Source organism: Marinobacter subterrani (genome assembly GCF_001045555.1).
GTDB lineage: Bacteria > Pseudomonadota > Gammaproteobacteria > Pseudomonadales > Oleiphilaceae > Marinobacter > Marinobacter subterrani.
Genome location: NZ_LFBU01000001.1, coordinates 841661 through 862332 on the forward strand (window position 1 = coordinate 841661; position 20672 = coordinate 862332).

The following is a 20672-nucleotide window of genomic DNA, read 5'->3' on the forward strand; positions in this document are numbered from 1 at the left end:
TCATCTGTGATCGCTCTCTGAAATATCCGGCAACAAATTCACAACCTCAAAGGCCGCTGTTCTCAAATGGGCAACTTTCTTCTCTATTATTTTTCTCACAACTTCGTAGTCATCAATGGCCGTTTTAACCAATGAGATAAGCTTTTCACCGGAAAGGGAATCGACATCAGTATATTGATTTTCCATCTCCAGCCCCTCGAAGAGTTCAACCAGCTTGAATTCATAAGCAACCCCAATTGTCACAACACCCGCCACTAGAGCGAGAATGGCAGCATGCATTCGCGTGGCAATTACCAAGTCGAATTCGGAAATGTCTTCAATAAATTGATGGGGCTGACGGTTACGGGAATCGATCTTAATACTTTCTCTGAGATCAGGCGATACCATATCCGCTATGATTTTCGCTTCTCTTGAGTCGTCCGTCCAGTATGATTCTATGCCCTGGCACGTTGAAATAAATACCACTTCACAGGACATAGTTTTTATTAACTCACTAGCCAAACAAGAAATTGAGTGCCGATACAACTCCTTTTTTTCTTCGTTAAAAAATTCAAGAGACCTAACCGATATGGCTACCTTTCGTATAGTCTGTCCATCGCTGGAAAACTTCGCCCTGGCACCGGAGGCAAGGGCAAACGCAGCGTCTGGGACAACATGCACATTTCCCGCTTTGCACCCTATTTCTCGCGTGTTCTCCAGTGAACGCTGATCCCTTAGAAGTAATAAATCAACCCTTTCAAAAATCTTACGAAACTCAAGAACGTTCTTAGGGTTGGTAAATGGCCCCAAACTCTGAGTAAACAATACAATGGGGACCTCCGCAGCCAGGGCCAGCTTAAATTCAAAAATCCTAGGTTCCAGATTGTAATTTTCGACTAAATAAGTACCACCAGCGCTAACGATTATATCAGCGTTATTGTACCTTTTAAGTCTTTCAAACAAGCTTCTTCCTATAACAACTCTAACAAGGCTCTGGGGAAATCCTAACTTTAAGAGTGTTAATGAAAACCTACAGATAAAATAACGCCCCCTATTGAACCAATGCCCATAACCTACTTTTTTAAGTACTTTTTTTATTGAACTATCAGATGGACCATTAAAAATAGAGGATGCAAATTCCGCCCACGGGCGGTGGCGCTTCGCGGCTTCTGCGGCAGTATCGAAAACCATTATCGAACAAGACGCACCATATTTCTCTTCTAGAACATTCATCATGCCCTGTAGGATAGCGGCATCACCAAGATTCAACGAAACCTGATTTATAACTACGATCTTGATGTTATTTTTCATAACCAAATTCTTCCATCATAGATGCACAAATGGAATTTATTTTATCTAACTGTCTAACTGCATAAAAATCTACCCATGTGACCTTTGAATTACCTTTAGGTTGAAACTGGACATCTTGAATACTTTTAGCAGACCGCAACTTTTCATATCCTAATTTAATTGCCAGCTCATCAATCACTTCCTTCTTGTTCCGATTAAACTCTTCATATCTAATCAAAACCGAAGTATCTTGATTATTAGATATTATTTCGGCAATCATAGCCCATCTGTTGGCGAGAACTTCAATATAGTCGTCACCGGCGATATCCGGGTATTCACCTTTTAATAGCGACTTCCAACCGAACGGTAAATCGAGTTGGTCTAACGTTACCTTAGATGGATCACCCGGTAAATTAAGCCTGTTAAGTATTGATCGAATGGTATCCCGGGGATCTCGAATGATGGAAACAATCTTCATATTTGGAAACACACTGCGAAGGTCTGTAAGCATCATCGGAAAATGAGGATCTTTTATAACAATAGAACGAAAAAACTGGGGGTGGGACTTAACCAACTGGTGAAATGAAATCTCTCTTTTTTCCAATCTAATTCGAGCATTAACATCAATTAGATTTATCTGATGAAGAGGATCACTACTAACATCTCGATTTATCGTCGCACCTAGAATCTTAGCCACAGCAGTTGTACCGGATTTATGCATTCCTGCCAGAACGATTTTCGGTTCTTTTCGGCAAAGAAAATTCTTAAGGCTTGAACTTCTCCGATTTTTAAACACCTATTACCTCTACCAGTATATCTATTTCAAAGGCTTTATTGGTATAGTGATATTACAACCCAATACTCTATTCCTAAAAGTCAATCCATAATTAACTTCGGAAAAGTTGTATTCGCCGGCACAACGATAAATTAAACACATTACTGGAGAGGTGGAAAGCGGAGACTATTAGAAAAGATCTCATCAAACCTCCTTTGTTTGACTTCATGCAGCCTAATCTATCGATAAACCCTAACGATTGTTAAACCACATACTAGGTGACCTAAGCCCGTTCAGCAATAGAAATCAACACTGTTTGTCAAAATGTTGATCGTAATTTCATTATCAGAAGATGTAACCTCAATTTCAAAGAACCAAGCGGACCGGCAAGCTCTTGACCCTGGCAACTGGTGGATCAAGGCATCTGCGGGAGCATTCTTCCGCAGCTCGAAAAAGCTGGCCAACGAAGGCCCAAATCATACGGGTATGGGAGGCGTCAATCTAGGGACCTTTGAGCCCCCCCGATTCAATGCTTTGTGATGTAAGGTCGATCGGGCGACGTTCCGCACACGAAATTAGTGAACCACCTCTCGACCAGTCACAAGCAGTAACCGAATTGCAACCCGACAAAACGCAATATTTTGTCAAATCGCATATAATGGTCCCTCGAACCAGCTTGGGAGCATGATCGACATGGCATTTTTCAGACCCTTCACCACACTCGCTGTCGCCACTCTCTTCGCCAGTGCTGCCCTTGGCCAGCCACTGATAGTGGATTCATTTGAATCCGGGGACATGTCGGCAACAAACGAAGATGGCTTCGACTGGGGTGCAAACAATCGAACATCCGTTGTCACCGCTGATGCTGCCGTCTATAACAACAAGACGATAGAAAACCCGATTGGCAGTGACCAAAATTGGAATCCCAAGGATGGTGAACACAGCTTACGATTTCGATACCCGGCTGGGCAGCCCATGGCCGAACAGCGATTCAATCTGGGCAAACACTACAGAGACGTCTGGGTGACTTACTGGATCAGAGTTCCTTTTAATTTCACACAAGGGTCGCTAAACAGTAAATTCTTAGCACTGTGGCCATCAACCTACGATCGTCCAGGTACCGTCACTTGGCAAACGCGTCCGAACGGGAATGGCGGTGCCAATCTCGTATATCAGGATGGCGGTGTAACAGGCGGGGAGATTGGTTCAGCCGCCTTCATATCAGTTCCTGACGACAGGGGGCGCTGGATGCAGGTTGCCGCCCACGTCAAGGCATCCTCAGGCCCAAGCGCCAATGATGGGATAATCCAGTTATTCCGCCGATGGGAAGGCGCAGATTCATTCACCAAGATACATGAAAAGCTAACTGCTGATACTTGGGATGACAGCAGTAGTCAGCAAGGTTTATCTCAAGGCTACATTATGGGATGGGCAAATGACCCTTATGATCAAGATACTGAATGGTTGCTTGATGAGTTCGCCGTTTATACTGAATCACCAATCGATAATGTTTTCATCAGCGAAAGGCCGAACCCACCCACACTTACCCTACGATAGCTGAAATTCGCATCTTCAATAGCGTGGACTCTGCCCCAACACGATGATGTTTTGGCTGTCCACGCTAATCCAGCAGGCAAGCCACTAAGGTATCTAATAATTTTTTGCCCTGCCTTTAATCGCTCTAAATAATGAAATAAATCTTGCAATGAAATAAACATAATTCAATATGGAATTTTGCAAAATAAGATTTTTCCTAGCCCCCCTAAAGCGCATCTCACTAATAATCAGATTAAGCCCTAAAAATAAAAAAATAAGCACTAAAAAAACGATGTATTTCCCACTTACTAAAAAACCTAAGAGTATAAGATGGGCGAGACCATAAGCGATTGCCATTAACGCGATCCTTGAATTTAAGAAAGCATTAAGGCTCATAAAGTCTCCCTCTCCATGCCAACACTCTCTATTCATAAAGCTTCTTATGTCCGTCGGATAACCTAAGTGTATAGACTTCAATTTAGAATCTGGCTGATACTTTATCTCCGGGTCAATTTTTGCTCTATTACAAAAGTCTACATCCTCTCCTGTTTTCAATTTAGGATTAAATCCACATAACTTATCAAATGCATCACGCGAAGCAATCAAATTCCCCCCGTTTATATGAGTGCTTTTCATATTATCAAACCAACATCGCTCTATCCAAGATGAGTCTTCTCTTATACCGTACTGGAAACCAGTTACAAAAGGCGCGACTTTGGATTTGCATAAAATTGAAATACGTGAACCCCAGTCACCCTCCAATACAACATCAGCATCAATGAAAGCGAGCACTTCTCCCTTAGCATACTCTACTCCAATATTCCGTGCCTGGGCTACGGAGGTACGGGAAATATTAATTACTCTGACCTGAGAAAAAGATGAAGCTACGGTAGCGGTATTGTCTGTTGACCCATTATTTATTATAATAACCTCGTAAATTAAACCTTTTCCATTAAGCGCCATTGATATGGAAGAGCAGCAGGAAGCTATATAGTCCTCTTCATTAAACGCTGGAACTATTATCGACAAATCCATAAATCTCCCAAAAATCAAAAAAAATCCGAAGATAATTTACATCCATACCGCTTCAATCTGACTTTTTAACAATATTAGTCAGTGCAACCAATAAAGAAAGATGGATCCATAAAAATGGATAATAAGCTACAGTCACAAACTGCCCCGCAACGGTAAATCCGAGAAGTGAAATATTCAACCCCAAACCGATATTTTTTATAAAATAAATAGCTCCTTTATCTATATCACGGGCCTTAATTACGGCCAATATTAACATACTAATGAATATAAAAAGTCCAATTAATCCTGCATCTGTCCCTACCTGAATAAAAATATTATGCGGCAATTCCACTCGGTCAACTAACAAATCTTCCGGGTAATACCGAGCAAAGTATGGAGCGAAATTAAAATATCCCACACCGAGGATCGGGTTATCCTTAATCATTTCAAGTCCATTTTCCAGATAAATAATTCTTTGGCGCGAAGTTCTATCCTCCCCCATAGAGTCGAAGCGCTCTTTCTGGGCATCCGGCAGGAATGTCCAGATCAAAAATATCGAAACGAGCAAGGAAACAAGAACTTTTGGTTTAAATACTACCTTATAATTCATAAAAACAAGCTGTACGGCTAGAGCAATCTGTCCCCCGCGGGAACTGGAGCCAAGAATAACCATAACTGCTGTAATGGGCATCAGCATCAACAGGCGATACCATATTTTGCTTACATAGGGTTTAAGCGAATGCGCAAAAACCCAGGCGATCGGCCAAAATACAAGCATCTGGATCGCTAGCTCGCCGGAATTCTGGAAAAAGCCCTCCGGCCCCATCAACCCCCAGTCAGTAAAACCAAAACCTCGCTTTGCCCATGTGATCGCAAGTGATAACGAAAGTTTGAAGGAGGCCAGAAAAAAGATGCACAAAAATATAAAAAATCTCTTTCTTGTATTTATGATATTTATAATTAGGAAGTAAATTATCACCCACAAATAATAATTATCCAGCTTTCCATAAGACACCGATGGGAAATAAGAAAACACACTGGACAAAAGAATTACGATCAGAAAAATAATCAGTAAAACATTTACCGGCGAAGAAACCCATCGAACCGTTCTGTCTGCGAAGCACCCGAAAAACGCTCCGATTAACGCCAACTGCGTCCAGGGGAGAAAATCTATGGCCGGATAGATTGATTGAGGACGCACATACTCGAAAAACAGATAAACGCAGATCATCCAGAAGGCAAAGCTTTCACCTTTGAAATATTGCCACATCCTACCGATCTTGAGGGAATAAAAATCCTCGTCGGCGATTTCTCTTACCTTTTTACGCATAGAGCCCCCGGACACATTCCATTACTTTGGACTCACACCGTGTGAAAAACACCGGGCAGCAATTGAAGGGATCGTGGATATACGAGATGGGGTTTCGGCAGTAGCTGCCAGCCAGAACCATGGAGTACCCCTTCCCTACTTTCTTCTCGAACTGATAAAGGTGGGAGGGTTCCATAACAACAATGAGATCCGAATCCCTGAACTCAAAATCCCGGACATTTATTGTTTTATGATTTTCCAGGCTTAAGCCCTGCCCCAGGGCGAATTCACGGGCCCGGGGATCTGCAGGATAGGCATCGCCGCAATTCAGGCCGCAGGAGGCAGCCTCCATACCGAGGCTGCGGGCATAAACTTCCGCCAGAGGGCTCCGGCAGATGTTGCCACTGCAGATGAAAACGGTACGCCGGGAGGCAATGGAACCTGTGTCGCAGGAATACTTACGGTAGGCGCCTGACAATGCCAGCGCCCGATGATAGAAAAAACGGACAAATCCCTTTTTCGAGCCAAACCGCTCGTAAACCCACTGGCCCAACGCACAATCTCCCTGTAGTTCGAACCGAACGCTAACTGACTTCCCTTTATGCCTTCATCATGCCACAACTATGGTTCTCACTGTGACCCCATCAGGCCTTTTCCTGCACACAGGCATGGCGGTGATAGAATTCACAGTCATTATGCAGGATAATTGGCCAACAGTTGAACACTTGGTAAAAACACAGGACGTTATTACCCATGGAACCCAGAGTTCTGGTGCTGGATGGAAATCAGAGGGCGGCACTCGCTGCGGTTCGTTCGCTGGGTGGAAAAGGTTTGTGGGTGGCCGTTGGTGAGTCCTGTTCACCTTGCATGGCGGGTCTATCCCGCTTTTGCTGCCAAACCACAACCTACACAGATCCGTTTACCTCGCCCAGGCAATTTTTTGAAGACCTTCTGAAACACATCCGTGAACTGAATATCACGTTTCTGCTTCCCATTACGGAGGCTACCGCCTACGTTGTTCTCGCCTACCGTAACGAACTGCCTCAGCACGTTACTCTGCCCTTTGCTGAAACGGAGTCGGTAGAGCGGCTGGCCAACAAAAACCGTCTGTTTCAGCTTGCGCTTGACCAGGGCGTGCCGGTGCCGGAGACGATCTTCTGTGATCATGCTGAAGATGGCCTCAAGGCTCTCGAATCGATCGACCGGTTTCCCGTGGTGTTGAAGCCCTTTAAATCCAAAATTCTTGAGCCGGATGCCATTCTTGCAACGCAGGTTGTCATTGCGAACTCCCGCAAGGAAGCCGTCGATGCCTTGAACAGCCACTTTTTCTTTCAGTTTCCGTTCACTATACAATCGTTTGTAGAAGGCTCCGGCCAGGGCATTTTTGCGCTTTTCGACCACGGCGAACCTGTGTGTTTTTTCGCCCATCGCAGGCTTCGTGAGAAACCACCTGGCGGGGGCGTCAGCGTCCTTTGCGAATCGGCGCCCGTGGACGATCAGCTCCGAATGCATGCAGAAAAACTGCTTCGTTCGGTCGCCTGGCATGGCGTCGCCATGGTGGAATTTCGCGTCTCTGCAGATGGCACGGCGTACCTGATGGAAATAAATCCCAGGTTCTGGGGCTCATTGCAGTTAGCCATTGATTCCGGGGTCGACTTTCCCTGGTGGCTGTACCTGGCCAGCACAGGGCAGACTGTGCCGGAGGTACCGTGGCAACACCGACGGGTACGATGGCTGCTCGGCGACGTGGACCGGCTTTACCTGGTGTTGAAATCCTCATCAGACACATACAGCATCGGCAAAAAGCTGGTTGAGATCTTGCGGTTTTTCAAACCAGGCTGGCGAACCCGTCACGAGGTTAACCGCTGGCAAGACCTCCGCCCTTTCTGGTTTGAGCTGAAACAGTACTTACGCGCACTCAAAAGCTGACGCATTCTATGAATAAACCGTATGTCATCATTCTTGCCAACGGCCTTAACGGGCTTGGTGCCGTGCGCTCCGCCGCGCACGCAGGCCTGCGTACCTACACGCTTCTGACAAGCCAGACCGATCTCAGCGCCTACAGCCGATACAGCCAGTACCGATTCCTGTTACCGGCAACCCCGGGGGTGGAGGACATTCGGCCCATCCTTGACCATCTGTACCGTAATGAAGACGGGCCGGGTGTCCTGCTGGCCTGTTCAGACCTGGCGGCGGAACTGCTGGGCAAACTGAAGACCGAGGGTTATTCCCATCACCACCTGATTGTTCCGACATCGGAAACGACGGAAATCCTCAATGACAAGAAACTGGAATGCCAGTCCATGGAGGAAGGCGGGATCACCCTACCCAAAACTTACTACGAGTTGGCCACCGATGTTCCGGACGCTTTCCCGATTATTATCAAACCCCGAACCTTTCGGGAGTATGCGGTACTGGGGGCAAAGAATGTCATTGTTAACACCCGGGCCGAACTGGAGGAGTTCCGGGAGCGCTTCCGTGGCAAGCTTGATCGTTTTATTGCCCAGGAAGTGATAGAGGGTGACGACGATAATCTGTGGGTATGCAACGTTACCTTTGGCCTCAACAAAGAGCTGAGCGCGTGCTTCGTGTTCAACCGCCTGGGAACCATGCCTTCGCATTATGGCGTAACATCCCTGGCAATTAGCCGGGAGAATCAGGTACTGCGCGATGAATGCGCAAAGATTGGCAAGGCCCTCAATTACTCCGGGCCGGCGATGATCGAATTCAAGAAAGACCAGAACTCGGGGGATTATTTCTATATTGAGACCAATCCGCGGCTGGGAATGTGCAACTGGTTTGATACGCGGTGTGGAATCAACAATATTCTTGCCTGCACGCAAGTCGCCTACGGCAATAAGGTGGAGTTTGCACCGCAGAAAAATAACCGCCTTTACTGGAATTTCTTCGGAGATCTCGTTGCCCGGCTTGAAGACCGGGAGAACGTGTTTGCGGTATTGTTGCGCTACCTGATGTTGCTTCGTTACCGGCGGGTGGCAGCCCTGTTTTACTGGAAAGACCCGCACCCGGCGATCAGATACTCCTGCATGTCTATCAGGGATATTGCTACCCGGGTTGGGCGCAAATTACGTGGTGACACCCATTAGCCCCGGAGCTTCTCTTTCACTGCCTCGAAGCGGTTAACAATCTGGAGGAAATCCGCTGTATTCTCCGGCAAGGAAAAGCGTGGTAACTGATAAGGGTCCAGCCCCCGCCTTACGTAGGCTGGAACCGTATTGAAGGCCATACTGAACCCGGCCTGCCTGAGTTCTTCCATGTCCTGATCATCGTAATCTGCAGGCCGGCCTGTCGGGTAGGCAAAAACTTGTGGCGCATACCCCAGTTCCTCACCTGCCCGCTCAAGAGAGCCACGGATTTCCTCGCGTTTTTCTGTTGGGCTTAATGTCGAGAGAATCCTGTGGGACCGTGTGTGCGGATAAACACCATGCCCCCTCTCACGCAGTGATCTCGCATCCGCCCAGGACATCGGGCGATAGTCCGGCGGAATCGAGGACGGAAACTCAACACCCAGTTTCCCGAAAAACTCGTCACGCAACCATTGGTAAAGCTCTCCCTGAGGCCCGGCTTTCAGGGCCTCACGCAGCTCCCTGGCAGTTTTCCCAAGCGATTGCGCTTCCAGGTTAACCGAAAAGATAGCCCCGGATGGCAAGTCAATGTCCGCACGCCGTACCTGGGAGTGTTTGAGGGCGAAAGCAACCTGGTCATCCCAGGGCCATAGCTGCTGGTCAAGCAGGCCCGTGATGACAAAGAAGTTCAGCGGGAAACCGAATTCGTCAAACACCTTTGCCGCCACGTCATGATGATCATAAAAGCCGTCATCGATCGTGAATAGAACCGATCTGGATGGTATTTCCCTGCCCTCATCAAGAGATTGCCAAAGCTCATCCATTGAAAGAATCTTGTACCGTCTTTCTGAAAGGTAATGAAGGTAACTGCGTAATTGCTCCGCAGTAAGTCCTCCCGGAACCCCGTCATCCCCTTCTGTTACGCGATGAAGCATAAAGACAGGCACGCTGCCGGGGCACAAAAGCCGGTACAGACCGGTTTCGCCCAGTATATTTGCCCATTTCAGAACCTGTTCCTTCAATGGTTTACTCCCATGAGAGTCGGTCGCAACTCAAAGTGGTGCACCTTGATTCACTTTTCCACCGGGAAAACTTCGCGTCCATCTCGAGCAAACCTGCATCCAGTGTCATCAACCACCACATCAGGCGAGCTGAGGACTGAACGATGGGAATGTCGGCAGGCTCCAGCGTCAAACCCAGTACTTTATTGATCCCGCCTGTGTTCGATAGCACCCTGTCCAGGCGGGGTTTCAACTGGCTTGTAAGCCAGCTTGTTTCCGGTGTCACGAAGCCGATTTTGGGCCACTCAACAGCGGATGAATCGACCAGCCGCCTGAAAATCTCTCTCAAAGCTGGCTTCGCATCGCCAGCTTCATCAAAACGAAGTTTGAACGGGAGTTTTCTCGCGATCTCAACCATACCCTGTGAAAGGAAAGGATAGTAAACAGGGATATTTGAGTCACTGGCTAATTTACCGTTGCGCTCCAGCATACACCTCAGAAAAAGGGCGGTATTGGCTTCAAGGCTCATCCCAACGATATTTGCGGATTCATAAGCACTCAACGGTATCCCGGAAAATGGTGATACCCCCAGCTTTCTGACGACAGAGACTTGCTGCTCTTCGTAGTCGATAGTGAACAGGCCACTCAGCAGCGATTCGAGATCGTTCGCCAGGATCCTTTTCAGGTGGTCACGTTTTCGAGGGCTGACTTTGCCCAGAATCATTGAGATAAGGGGTTTGAAAAGGCCTGGAACCCGGCTGGCCCAAACCAGTTTCTTGTGGATCTTTACAACCGATCTGTTGCTCTTGGTGCCAAATAAAGCGTCTGCACCGTCACCGGCTATGATGGCATCGTAGCCTTTGATTTCCTGAAAAATCCTGCGGACGACGATATTGTTGATATGCCTTGAGGGCCCCTCGAGCATTGAAACGACATCCGCAAAAACAGCGCCCAGGTCCTCCAGCTTCAGTGTGACGATTTCGTGCCTCAAACCCAGCTTTTCCGCGACGTATACGGCCCGTTCCAACTCAGGATTATCGAAGCCTTCGATTTCACAGGAAAACGCCACACAGTCAACAAAATGTTTCTTGGCGTAGGCGGCCATTATTGATGAATCAACGCCACCACTCAGTAACACGGCAGCGCTGCGCACGGTCTTGCCAAGACCGGCAAACTCGCGCTCAAGCGCATTCTCGATGCGGCTGACGACGCCGGCCAATTCAAGAGTTTCGTCAGGCTCAATCACGAGAGGGTAAGGCTTATTGATGTGTGCAGTGTTACCTCCCCTGTCGATTTCAACCACACCGTTATCGTGTACTTTTTCAATGCCTGAAATCATGCTTTCAGGCGCACGACAGAATCCGAGCCAGAAACTGTCCGTTAAGGCTGCTGGTGAAACCGAGAGCGACTTTATCCAGGGCAACAGGAGGTACGCTTCTGAAGAAACAGCCAGTTGTCGTTCGTCGGAGCTGTAATATACCGGCCTCATCCCGAATCTATCGGTCATCAACCGGACATTAGACCCGTTCAGTTGACATACAACGAGGGAAAAGCAGCCTTCAAAGTCTTCTTTCAACGGATCGCCAGGCTGAGCGAATAGCGTTCGAAAGTCCTTTGCGTCACCGGAATAGGCCGACAAAGCGCCCGCACGGCGAAAATAACCGCACAAAATAAATAGCAGGCCCAGAGATTCATCCCGATGAACGCTTACCTTGCCTGAGTAGGCAACATGAATGTCACCATGGGAAAGCGTCTTTATATCTCCCACACGAGGCGTCGACTCTTGCAATACCGCTTGCACTGACGCCGATGCGACATCAGGGCCCGCTTCCTTGCCCTTACTGATATATACCAAGAACCTGGACATCCTTTATCCATCCCTTTTCTATTTCACCAATTGGCGATAGATTTCCTTGTACCTCGTCAACATGGATTGCAAAGAGAAGCGCTCTATAGCACTTCGTCTCGCCTCACCTATCACACTTTTTCGCCTGGACTCATTCATCATGGTCTGAACGGCCACGACGATGGCCCCGGCATCTTTTACTGGCACCAAAATGCCCGATACGCCGTCAGTGATGATTTCTTCGGGCCCACCACTTCGGGTCGCAACTACCGGCACCCCGGCCATCATGGCCTCCACGGTGGAGATAGAGAAGCCCTCAGATACGGAAGGCAAAAGGAAGATATCGGCCTGCCGGAGAATATCGGCGACATCGTCCCGGAATCCCAGCCAATGAATATTGGGTTTTCTGGGAGCCTTTGCGACCTGATCCATAAGTTTGTTGAAAAGCGCTTCTTTCTGGTGCCCCACTACCACAAAGTGAACCTTAGGGTCCCTCTCCGCCATGATGATCGCGGCGTCAACCAGGTATTCATACCCTTTGGCCGGGCGGATGTTGCCGATGGAGACCACAAGGGTCACGTCCTGAGGCAGCCCGAGTTCTTCTTTGAGCCCCGACGCCGGGGCTCCTCTGAACGCCCTGGGGTCCACTCCGTTATAGATGAGTTTCAGCTTATGGGTGGATAAAGGGCTGCGATCCGCCAGTTCTTGCTGAAGCCGCTTTGACACACACACGATGGCGGAGGCTCCGCGGCCTATCAGGAAAAACTTCGCCCGTAAAAACCGTTCCCTGGAGGCGACATCGACGGCGCCATGAAAAGTGGCAATCATTGGTTTTCGGCAGACCAGGGCCAAAAGCGCGCCATACACGTTGGAGCCCAGGAGGTGTGCGTGAATCAGCTCCACCCTCTCGCTTGCAATCAACTGGCGCAGGGCACTGACATAGGCAAGATTGAAACTTCCCTTGGAATCGATAATGTGTGGCGTGATGCCAAGGCCGCGCACCCTGTCGGCCACCCATCCCTCGCCACGCAGTACTACGATATTGCGGAAGTCCGTTTGCTCAAGCTCTTCCAATAGATTGGTGAATACGGTTTCCGCGCCACCGGGCCCCGTTGTATCTATGAGATGCAGAATGGTCGTCATCGCACTCCCTGCAACAGATGGTTCACCCTCTCATCCAGTATAGGGCACGGAACAGAACGCTTTTTACAAGCATGATGGAAATGAACTGGTACTGATCCGTCGCAAACCGGGACTTATAGTCTTCATGCTTGCCCTGGCCTGCCAGCAGATCCAGCCTGTGGGTGTCCTGGGCGTTGAACGCCTCCTCAATGGCATAACCCAGATGCAGAGAGCCAAGGGATAACTTCCTGTGGAAGTCTTCATCAAAGCCTGCCTGGATATTGTAAACGACGCCTCGAAACCACACATTATAGAGTACTGAAACCACGTTGCCGTCACAATACAGGGCAGACAACAGAGGCTTGCCCCCCTCTGCCTCAACCCGGGACAGAAACTTTTTATGGAACTCCAGACTGGTTGGCGTTACACAGTTCTTCTGCCACCTGGCCACATGAAACCGGTTAAGATGCTGGAAGAACTCATCGCTATTGGATGGCCAGAGATTTTCCTGCCGAACGCCCCCAAGTGACTCCAGTATTTTCCTGCGATTGAAAAGGCGCAAGCGGCTGTTGGCACCCAGGGAGGCGATGTAGTTATCGAAGCTTCCCGATGTCGACACTGCGTAGCCATTATCTGACGCGGTAATCCGGAATGCCCAGTTATGGGTGGCGGCGATGGTCACCAGGGCAGACAACTCTTCAGAGCCAGTACGCAGGTCATTGAAAACGGCTTCGGTCCAGGGGTCCGCCTGGAGCATCTCGTCCATGTCCCTCAACAAAGGCTGACCACTCAGGTTATCCGGGCAAAACTGGTTATATTCGGTTCTGGGCGTTCTCAACTCACGGTAACTGGTTCCTACGAATTGAAGTGAGCGCACCGGCAGCAATCCCTTAAACCGATATCTGGACTCGTACAGGCCGGATACCCGGCCATCCCACTCTCTGAGCAGCCTGAAGCCTTTCTGGTTGCCCCAGGTTTCCCACCATGCGCTTTGCCAGGCCTTCGTCTGGAACAGGCTCATCAAGGAAGCCCCTTTACGATATGAGGCCCTAGCAGATTCGTCAGTTTCACTGGCAATCGTCGCCATACCGCTATCATCAGTCTGAATTTCGGGTTGTGGGGATTCAGCGCCGGTAGTTCGGCACCGGCTGGAAGCAGGTAGTCCCAGTAAAGCTTGAGGGCCTGCGCGCCCCATTGCTGCTTGAAGCGGTAGGTACCGGCATCATGGCTGCAGCGGCCAAAATCAAACACTTCGAAACCCTGCTGGACGGCAAACTCCAGGATTTTCCAGTACATGCTCATGTTGATACCGGTGTGGTTATACCGCCGCAGCGTCGATGCCCAGGGAATTTCCATTCTACCGCGGTAGCCGGTCAGAAAGGCGCAGCCGACTGCTCGCCCATCTATCTTCGCCACCACAAGCCAGGCCTGCCCGTGCAGGGCCCGTAACAGATTGGCGAAAAAGTCCTTGCCATAAACGGGGGTGCCAAGGTCACGCATGTTCACTGAGAAAACCCGGTAGAATTCGTCGAGTAATTCCAGCCCACCAATACGGAATTGGCTCATTTCCCGCTCGCCCCGGCGGATCTGGGCACGGACTTTGGGCTGGAAACTGTCCCAGAGCTCACCGGTGTTCTCCGGCAATGGCAACCAGAAGCTTACTTTGTCTGTCTTTTGGGGCAGGCCCAGATCATTATCCTGGCAGAAGCGGAGCTCCAGGTGCCTGGCGTTGGTTTCCTGCCGCCAATGATCGGCCTGTGCGATCAGGCTCCGTGCAATATCACGGTTGTCTGCCAGCACACCGCCGTAGTTGAAATAGGGCATGGCGACAAGGAAGTTACCGAACAGGCGGCTGTTGAGCTGGACGACAGGGAGAACGCCAACCACGTTGCCGGTTGCGTCCAGTGCGCAGAAATATCGGGTACTGTGACCGTAGGTAAACTCAATAAACGAGGTTACTGTCGGGCGGTGCCATATGGAGGCTGCCGGATGGCCTGCCAGGTAAGCCTCAACAGCGGGAAGAAGGCTTTCACTGCATTCTTCAACGCTTACTGCACCGCAGGTTGGCTTGCTGGCAATAGCCGGGGGAATTTCTATCGGCCCCGGCGCCCATTTTTTTTCTGCCGGGGTTTCATTGAGCTGCTTTTTAAGGCGTTTCTGAAGCTGCTTTATCTCATCGGAGACCTGCTTCAGCTCACTGATAAGTTCGTCTTTACCCAGGCCTGAATTCCGGGCCTCGCCTACCTGACGGCTCAGGCGGCCTTTGACCGATTTAAGCTCATCCAGCCGGTCTTTTGATGCACTCATCCGGGGCTCAGGCATCTCCATTCCCATTGCGCTATCCTTAAAGGTCTCTTAGACGACAACAGCACCAGCGGGTATGTTTGTCTCCGATAGTACATCTGAAACCGAACCGAAACGGAAGTCCCCGAGCAAGCGCTCCAGCCTGCCCATACACTTGTCCAGGTTGTTATAGTGCCGGAATCGCGACAGCGCCTTGACCTCTAGGCGGGGTTGCCCGGTATCGATTTCCCATGGATGGAGGTAAAAAATGAAGGGCTGCCCTGCCCTGTTAATCTTCCCCAGCCCCCAGCGGCTCAGCCAATAGGGATACAGGCGGAAGTACCCACCGCCGGCTATCGGTAACCGGTAGTTCCCCAAAGGGCAGGTGGACAGCGGGAATTCGATCAACGTTCCGCCGCCGGGCGCTTCCAGGCGATAAGGCTGATGAGGTGTTCCCGGCATGCCGTAGCGGTCATGGTGTACGGGGAAGATGGAGGAGTCCCAGGTAAATCCTTCTTCGCAAAGGATATCCAGCGCCCAGCGCGACTGTGCCGTAATCGAGTAGCTGGCTGCCCGGTAGCCGGTAATCGGCTCACCGGTGATGTCTTCCAGTATCTGCTTCGACTTGCGTGTTTCATCCCGAAACACATCCGGCGTCTGATTATAGACGAGTTGATGGCTGTATCCGTGGCTCGCAATCTCGTGCCCGGCTTTCTGGATACGCCGGATCAGTTCCGGGGATCGCTCAGCCACCCAGCCAAGGGTGAAGAAGGTTGCCTTCACATCCCGCTCAGAGAAGAGTTCAAGCAGCTTATCGGTGTTTGCCTCGACGCGGTATTCCATCGAAGGCCAGTCTTTGCGGTCTACCGCTTCAGCCAGTGCTGCCACCTGAAAGTAGTCTTCGACATCAATGGTCAGCGCGTTCTTTGTCACTTCCATGGTGCTCCGGATAATGAACGTCGTGTTGCGACTGCGAATCAGAAGAACTGATAAGCAAGGCCCAGGGATATCCAGTTCTCCTGGTATTCGTTCGAACTCAAATCACTGGTTCTGGTGGTGTGACCAATCCGGCCGTTAAGGCCGAGATCCCGGGTAAGCTCATACAGCAGGCCAATGTCTGCTCTGTAGGTGCTGTCATTCAGACCGTCCGCATCAAATGTACGGTACTGATATCGAGCCCGGGTCTGAAGCGAGAGCAAGGCTGAGATGGTGCGGTTGTAGTTGACTGAAATACCCACCTTGTCCTCAACTTCATCCGTGCTTAGGTAATCGGAACGGTTGGCGAACACACCCACACTGACCCGCGAAGCATCACTGAACTGCCTGGAAATACCCGCATCCAGTGCCGTAACCTCTACCGCAATGGTTTCACGGAGGTTGAAGACGAACTCTCCGAACCTGATATCAAAATCCGACGTCTGGTCCGTCAACTCCCGGCTGGCCCGGATAAAGGCCTGGGTCACGGCGTTTATATCCCGCTCAAGAGAGAAGTCCCATACAACACCGTCACTCGACTGGCTGTTAGCTCCGACACGGCTCTCGAGCTGGCTGACACCCACACTTCCCGAAAACCTTGTCGCCCGCCAGGATTTGGAAAAAAGCACGCTGGCCACGTCGGTGTCTATTTCTGCGCCGGTATCCAGCTCGACCCGGTTGGTACTGAACTGAAGCCCGCCTGAGAGCGTCTGGCTGAAGATATGGTTCCAACTGGCTGAGCCAATGTAACGTTCGCTATCCCTGTCCTCCGGTTCACTGAACTCGGTGTTGCCATATTTTGCAGAAAAGGTTAGCTGGTCAAGGTCGCCAAGCATCAACGAATAAACCGGCCCGGTACGGAAGATGTTCTTGCGGGTGCGGTTATCCGGTGTGTCGCTGGCCCTTGCGTTTTGGGCTACGTCTCGCAGATAGTCCGAGACCTCCCAGGAAAGGCCTCTTGCCAATGCGCAATCCCCGGAGAAATCCAGCGATGCATAATCCTGAGGGTCATAGGTCTCGTTGTACCAGACACCATAACCAACGGATGCCGCGGTACTTGCCTCACATTCGCCGGGATCGGTCTGATGTGCCAGTGTCAGATTGACTCTGGTTTCAGCATCACTGGTTTCGTCAGAAGAGGTGAGTTCAGTATTGTCACTGAAACGATTTGTCAGCTCTCCTGACAAGGCCAATGGCTCTGCCTGCGCGACATTGATCGCCGAGAAAGCAGCACAGAGAACCGTAAAGCTGAAAAACTCTGGGCACTTCCGTAGACCGGATAATCTAGCCATTTATGACAGCTCCAACGAATTTTTCCGAGTGAAACGCCAAGGCGGCCTGCTCCACGGCACTGACAGTCATGCCTCCATGGGGAACAACCAGCATCGCATAGTCACACAACTCGGTGAGTATCCGGGCGTCAGGTGATTCTGAAATAGGCGCGGTGTCGAGCACGATAAACCGGTCTGGGTACCGTCTTCTCACCGCCTGCAGAAACTGCTTCATGCGGAAGGAGGTAAAGAACTCACTCGGTGTTTCACGCCGGCTTCCTGCCGGAATCAGGCGTAACCTGGGGATACCGGTCGGATACAGAATCCGTGAAATGTCAAAATCAGGGTCGTCCAGGAAATCTGTCAACCCGTATTCGGGAATGATATCGAGAGTCGAATGCAGCGCAGGCTCCCGCAAATTACAGTCAATGATCAGCGCAGTTTTTGCCTGGTCGAACGCAAACGCCGCTGCCAGGTTCAGGGAAACAAATGACGCCCCGGCGCCTGACCGTGCGCCACTGACCACGAGGGTGAAATTGTTACCGCCAGACTTTTCCAGCAGTTTGGTGCGCAGGTTCCTGAAATGGTTAACCAGCCTTCTGTTACTGGATTCGGGATAAATGATCCGCCGTTCATCCAGATCATCCGGCGTGAGCCGGCGCGGCTCCTGCATCCGGACAATCTGTTTGCTGATGACATACCGATCTACGGCTCCAGGCCCGAGCTCCAGGGAGCTGGGCACAAGCATCCGGGAATCCTCCGAATCGGAGTACGGTATGCCTCGGCTGACCGAGCTGCCCGGCCCGGCGCCACGATCTCCAGACCCGGCTTGGTAGTCAGGGCCCTCACCGTTCTTGCCTTTTTTTTCAGACACTTCGTTGTATCGGTCCGTCCTGGGATCACTCATCAAAACACTCCAAACACTGCGGCCAGAGCGACTGCGATATAAGCACTGGTAACAATGACTGCCATGAATACAACACCCATCGTAATCCTGCGGTCCCGTCGCTTTTCAAATGGTGTTCGTGCTTCCGGCAGTTGCTCCAGTATCGGCAATTCCAGCACGTCTTCTATCTGCTCACGGGAACGCACCCTGGGGTCAACCTGCAACAAAGCCGCAACGGCACCAAATGGCGCGACTAACCCAACGAACAGGCCCGCCAGTGCAAACATCGAGAATTTTGGCCCGCTCGGGCTGTTGGGGTACTGAGCGGTTTCGTTGATTTTGTAATTCAGTCCCTGGCCTTCAATATCCAGATGCATGGAAACGCGCGCCTTTTCCCTCCGTCTGAGGAGATCGTTATAAATTTCCTTGTTAACTTCCAGGTCTCGCGTCAGGTCTGAGTACTGCGCCTTGTTCGCCTGGATACGCTCCATGCGTTTGGTCTGTTCGGTTATCAGCTGTTGCAGTGAGTGAATCCGTGTTTCAACGGTTTGAATGTCAGTCCGGGTTTGTACCAGTGAGGACCGAATGTCCTGGTAGACCGGGTTGGCAATATTGATACCACCAAGCGATTCCGGTGATTCGGTCTGATCTGCGAGAGCCCGTTGCCGCTGCTTCTGAAGCTCTGAAATCTGCTCCCGAAGAATGATAATGTCCGGGTAGGTATCGAGGTAACGCAAGCGCAAATTGTCCAGTTGCGCCTGCATTGCACTGATGCGCTCCAGGTACCCATCCGACGTTTCCCCTTGCCTGATTCTCGGGCTGATTTTGGCCATTTGCTCTTCAAAGGCGTTGGCCCGGGTTTCAAGCTCTTCCTTTTCAAGCTGGGCCAGCTCCAGACGACTGCGAAGGTTGGCTAACCTGGCGTTGGCACCCTCCTCTGTGCCGTCAACATTCTCCGACAGGAACTGCTTCAGGCGCTCCTCGACACCGGCGATCTGTCGCTCGTAACTTTTGACCTGTTTGTCAATAAAGTCGTAAGCAGAACGGCTCTCCGCCCTTTTACGCTCGCTGTTCTCGGCAATAAACGCCTGCCCCAGTTTCTGGGCAACCTGGAAAGCTTTCATGGGAGAGGAGGCTGAATACCCAATGCTGAAGTAGTTGTCGCCTCGCGTGACTACCGACATGTTACTGCGGATGCCGCTTATCCTGCCGATCAGTGCCTCAGGACTCAGGTCGTCAGCATTTTCGCCGTAAATATCCTTGTCGGTGGCAATTGTTTCCATAACGCTGCGGGACCAGAGCAGCTCTCTGGCGGCTGATGCTTTTTCGCTAATCTCGGTCGTAACGGCCCGCCCTTCCATCAGCGGCTCGATGATGTTTCGGGCGTCTACAAAGATAATAACCTGCGACTGATATTTATAAGGCCACAAAAAACCGGCAGCCAGCACGGCAAAACTGACAAACGCAAACACAGATAACGCAAGCCATTTACGGGCCCGGATCTCGCGAGCTATCTCTGCAGGCAACTGACTTAACGGAAGTGCCATCTTTTTTACCTCCTGACTGAATGCGCCAGCCGGTTCTTTATTTCAGGGTCTATCAGAGAGTTCGCTCGGGCACTGTGAGGATGTCCCCCGGGCGAAGCCTGTAGTTGGTCGAAATATCGCCACGGGTCAGTATGTCATCCAGTCTGATTGGAATGGCAACCACCTTTCCTTCAACGACCCGGTACAGCATCGAGTTGTTGGGAGCAGCAAAGGGTGACAGGCCGCCTGAAGTCAGCACCATATCCAGCACTGTCATGCCGGCACGGTGAGGGACGGAGGTAGGTTGTGCCACCGCGCCGGTCACCCGGACGCGATCACTGAATTCATGGCTTCCCATGCTTGTGACAACCACGCTGACCTGTGGCTCACGGATGTACGACTCAAGATTCTGCTCGATATCGTAGGCCAGTTCTTCAGGAGTTTTTCCGCTGGCCTGAACATCACCAGCGAGGGGGACCGAGATCTTTCCATCCGGCCTGACGGGGACAGAAATGCTGAGATCGTCGTTACGCCAGACCGAAACCCGGACAACGTCCGTCGCACCAAGAATGTATTGATCCACACTGTTTCTTGTGTCCACAGCCAGAGCTTTCTGGATCATTTCGGGCGATGACGCACCGGGCCCGGCACAGCCTGCAACAAACACTACCGCGGTGAGGGACATCAGCAGCCCCTGCAGTGAATACTTCGATGACATTGTCATTCCTCTCTAGTTCCGTTTCTGATTCCATGTCTCGGGGAGAGCAGGTCCC

General features: G+C 50.6%; 18 protein-coding genes. 3 read left to right on the forward strand and 15 right to left on the reverse strand.

The window, feature by feature from the left end:
- Both msub_RS03905 and msub_RS03910 read right to left on the reverse strand, forming a co-directional pair.
- Positions 1-1290, reverse strand: coding sequence for a polysaccharide pyruvyl transferase family protein (locus msub_RS03905; protein WP_048494798.1), 1290 nt, complete (start codon positions 1288-1290; stop codon positions 1-3).
- Positions 1280-2065 (reverse strand): sulfotransferase family protein, encoded by a 786-nt coding sequence (locus tag msub_RS03910; RefSeq protein ID WP_156182720.1) that lies wholly within the window; start codon positions 2063-2065, stop codon positions 1280-1282. The genes msub_RS03905 and msub_RS03910 overlap by 11 nt, the downstream gene beginning before the upstream one ends.
- A gap of 672 nt (positions 2066-2737) precedes the next feature.
- Here msub_RS03910 and msub_RS03915 point away from each other — a divergent pair.
- A complete protein-coding gene (locus tag msub_RS03915; protein WP_227506630.1) occupies positions 2738-3601 on the forward strand; it encodes a hypothetical protein in 864 nt (287 codons plus the stop codon).
- Positions 3602-3694: 93 nt separating this feature from the next.
- Here msub_RS03915 and msub_RS20970 read toward each other — a convergent pair whose 3' ends face one another.
- From msub_RS20970 to msub_RS03930, 3 genes are read right to left on the reverse strand one after another with little or no spacing between them, the layout of a single operon-like run.
- Entirely contained in the window at positions 3695-4615 is a 921-nt protein-coding gene (locus msub_RS20970) for a glycosyltransferase (protein WP_082146403.1), read from the reverse strand.
- Positions 4616-4667: 52 nt separating this feature from the next.
- Positions 4668-5924 (reverse strand): O-antigen ligase family protein, encoded by a 1257-nt coding sequence (locus msub_RS03925; protein WP_048494802.1) that lies wholly within the window; start codon positions 5922-5924, stop codon positions 4668-4670.
- Positions 5917-6456, reverse strand: a complete 540-nt coding sequence (locus msub_RS03930; protein ID WP_048494803.1) for an arsenate-mycothiol transferase ArsC — start codon at positions 6454-6456, stop codon at positions 5917-5919. Before msub_RS03930 ends, msub_RS03925 begins: the two co-directional genes overlap by 8 nt.
- Before the next feature lie 200 nt (positions 6457-6656).
- On the opposite strand from msub_RS03930, the gene msub_RS03935 reads away from it, so the two are divergent.
- Together msub_RS03935 and msub_RS03940 are read left to right on the forward strand one after the other, a co-directional pair.
- On the forward strand, positions 6657-7832 hold the full coding sequence (locus msub_RS03935; protein ID WP_048494804.1) for a carboxylate--amine ligase: 1176 nt from the start codon (positions 6657-6659) through the stop codon (positions 7830-7832).
- Positions 7833-7840: 8 nt separating this feature from the next.
- Positions 7841-9010, forward strand: a complete 1170-nt coding sequence (locus msub_RS03940) for a carboxylate--amine ligase (protein ID WP_048494805.1) — start codon at positions 7841-7843, stop codon at positions 9008-9010.
- Here the strand turns inward: msub_RS03940 and msub_RS03945 are convergent.
- The 10 genes from msub_RS03945 to msub_RS03990 all read right to left on the reverse strand — a co-directional run bounded on the left by msub_RS03945 (position 9007) and on the right by msub_RS03990 (position 20617).
- A complete protein-coding gene (locus msub_RS03945; RefSeq protein WP_048494806.1) occupies positions 9007-9813 on the reverse strand; it encodes a polysaccharide deacetylase family protein in 807 nt (268 codons plus the stop codon). The two genes, msub_RS03940 and msub_RS03945, sit on opposite strands and share 4 nt — an antisense overlap.
- Before the next feature lie 202 nt (positions 9814-10015).
- A complete protein-coding gene (locus tag msub_RS03950) occupies positions 10016-11857 on the reverse strand; it encodes an asparagine synthase-related protein (protein ID WP_048494807.1) in 1842 nt (613 codons plus the stop codon).
- Between the two features lie 18 nt (positions 11858-11875).
- Positions 11876-12979, reverse strand: a complete 1104-nt coding sequence (locus msub_RS03955) for a glycosyltransferase family 4 protein (protein WP_048494808.1) — start codon at positions 12977-12979, stop codon at positions 11876-11878.
- Positions 12980-13001: 22 nt separating this feature from the next.
- The gene (locus msub_RS03960) at positions 13002-13979 is read right to left on the reverse strand and encodes a GNAT family N-acetyltransferase (RefSeq protein WP_048494809.1); all 978 of its coding nucleotides are present in this window, start codon (positions 13977-13979) and stop codon (positions 13002-13004) included.
- Positions 13979-15265: a FemAB family XrtA/PEP-CTERM system-associated protein gene (locus msub_RS03965; protein ID WP_227506631.1), complete on the reverse strand. Its 1287-nt coding sequence runs from the start codon at positions 15263-15265 to the stop codon at positions 13979-13981. The genes msub_RS03960 and msub_RS03965 overlap by 1 nt, the downstream gene beginning before the upstream one ends.
- Before the next feature lie 48 nt (positions 15266-15313).
- Positions 15314-16180: an XrtA system polysaccharide deacetylase gene (locus msub_RS03970; RefSeq protein ID WP_048494811.1), complete on the reverse strand. Its 867-nt coding sequence runs from the start codon at positions 16178-16180 to the stop codon at positions 15314-15316.
- A gap of 38 nt (positions 16181-16218) precedes the next feature.
- Complete coding sequence (locus tag msub_RS03975) at positions 16219-17508, reverse strand: outer membrane beta-barrel protein (RefSeq protein ID WP_082146405.1); 1290 nt, start codon at positions 17506-17508, stop codon at positions 16219-16221.
- A complete protein-coding gene (locus msub_RS03980; RefSeq protein WP_227506632.1) occupies positions 17501-18394 on the reverse strand; it encodes a P-loop NTPase family protein in 894 nt (297 codons plus the stop codon). Before msub_RS03980 ends, msub_RS03975 begins: the two co-directional genes overlap by 8 nt.
- Entirely contained in the window at positions 18394-19920 is a 1527-nt protein-coding gene (locus msub_RS03985; protein ID WP_048494812.1) for an XrtA system polysaccharide chain length determinant, read from the reverse strand. The genes msub_RS03980 and msub_RS03985 overlap by 1 nt, the downstream gene beginning before the upstream one ends.
- A gap of 52 nt (positions 19921-19972) precedes the next feature.
- Positions 19973-20617: an XrtA/PEP-CTERM system exopolysaccharide export protein gene (locus msub_RS03990; protein WP_082146406.1), complete on the reverse strand. Its 645-nt coding sequence runs from the start codon at positions 20615-20617 to the stop codon at positions 19973-19975.
- Positions 20618-20672 lie beyond the last annotated feature (55 nt).

What these genes read in the sequence shown, in the direction of transcription:
- msub_RS03905 (WP_048494798.1), bottom strand. Translation starts at nt 1,290, where the DNA reads ATGAAAAATAACATCAAGATCGTAGTTATAAATCAGGTTTCGTTGAAT.
- msub_RS03915 (WP_227506630.1), top strand. Translation starts at nt 2,738, where the DNA reads ATGGCATTTTTCAGACCCTTCACCACACTCGCTGTCGCCACTCTCTTC.
- msub_RS20970 (WP_082146403.1), bottom strand. Translation starts at nt 4,615, where the DNA reads ATGGATTTGTCGATAATAGTTCCAGCGTTTAATGAAGAGGACTATATA.
- msub_RS03925 (WP_048494802.1), bottom strand. Translation starts at nt 5,924, where the DNA reads ATGCGTAAAAAGGTAAGAGAAATCGCCGACGAGGATTTTTATTCCCTC.
- msub_RS03935 (WP_048494804.1), top strand. Translation starts at nt 6,657, where the DNA reads ATGGAACCCAGAGTTCTGGTGCTGGATGGAAATCAGAGGGCGGCACTC.
- msub_RS03940 (WP_048494805.1), top strand. Translation starts at nt 7,841, where the DNA reads ATGAATAAACCGTATGTCATCATTCTTGCCAACGGCCTTAACGGGCTT.
- msub_RS03945 (WP_048494806.1), bottom strand. Translation starts at nt 9,813, where the DNA reads ATGGATGAGCTTTGGCAATCTCTTGATGAGGGCAGGGAAATACCATCC.
- msub_RS03950 (WP_048494807.1), bottom strand. Translation starts at nt 11,857, where the DNA reads ATGTCCAGGTTCTTGGTATATATCAGTAAGGGCAAGGAAGCGGGCCCT.
- msub_RS03955 (WP_048494808.1), bottom strand. Translation starts at nt 12,979, where the DNA reads ATGACGACCATTCTGCATCTCATAGATACAACGGGGCCCGGTGGCGCG.
- msub_RS03960 (WP_048494809.1), bottom strand. Translation starts at nt 13,979, where the DNA reads ATGAGCCTGTTCCAGACGAAGGCCTGGCAAAGCGCATGGTGGGAAACC.
- msub_RS03965 (WP_227506631.1), bottom strand. Translation starts at nt 15,265, where the DNA reads ATGAGTGCATCAAAAGACCGGCTGGATGAGCTTAAATCGGTCAAAGGC.
- msub_RS03970 (WP_048494811.1), bottom strand. Translation starts at nt 16,180, where the DNA reads ATGGAAGTGACAAAGAACGCGCTGACCATTGATGTCGAAGACTACTTT.
- msub_RS03975 (WP_082146405.1), bottom strand. Translation starts at nt 17,508, where the DNA reads ATGGCTAGATTATCCGGTCTACGGAAGTGCCCAGAGTTTTTCAGCTTT.
- msub_RS03980 (WP_227506632.1), bottom strand. Translation starts at nt 18,394, where the DNA reads ATGAGTGATCCCAGGACGGACCGATACAACGAAGTGTCTGAAAAAAAA.
- msub_RS03985 (WP_048494812.1), bottom strand. Translation starts at nt 19,920, where the DNA reads ATGGCACTTCCGTTAAGTCAGTTGCCTGCAGAGATAGCTCGCGAGATC.
- msub_RS03990 (WP_082146406.1), bottom strand. Translation starts at nt 20,617, where the DNA reads ATGTCATCGAAGTATTCACTGCAGGGGCTGCTGATGTCCCTCACCGCG.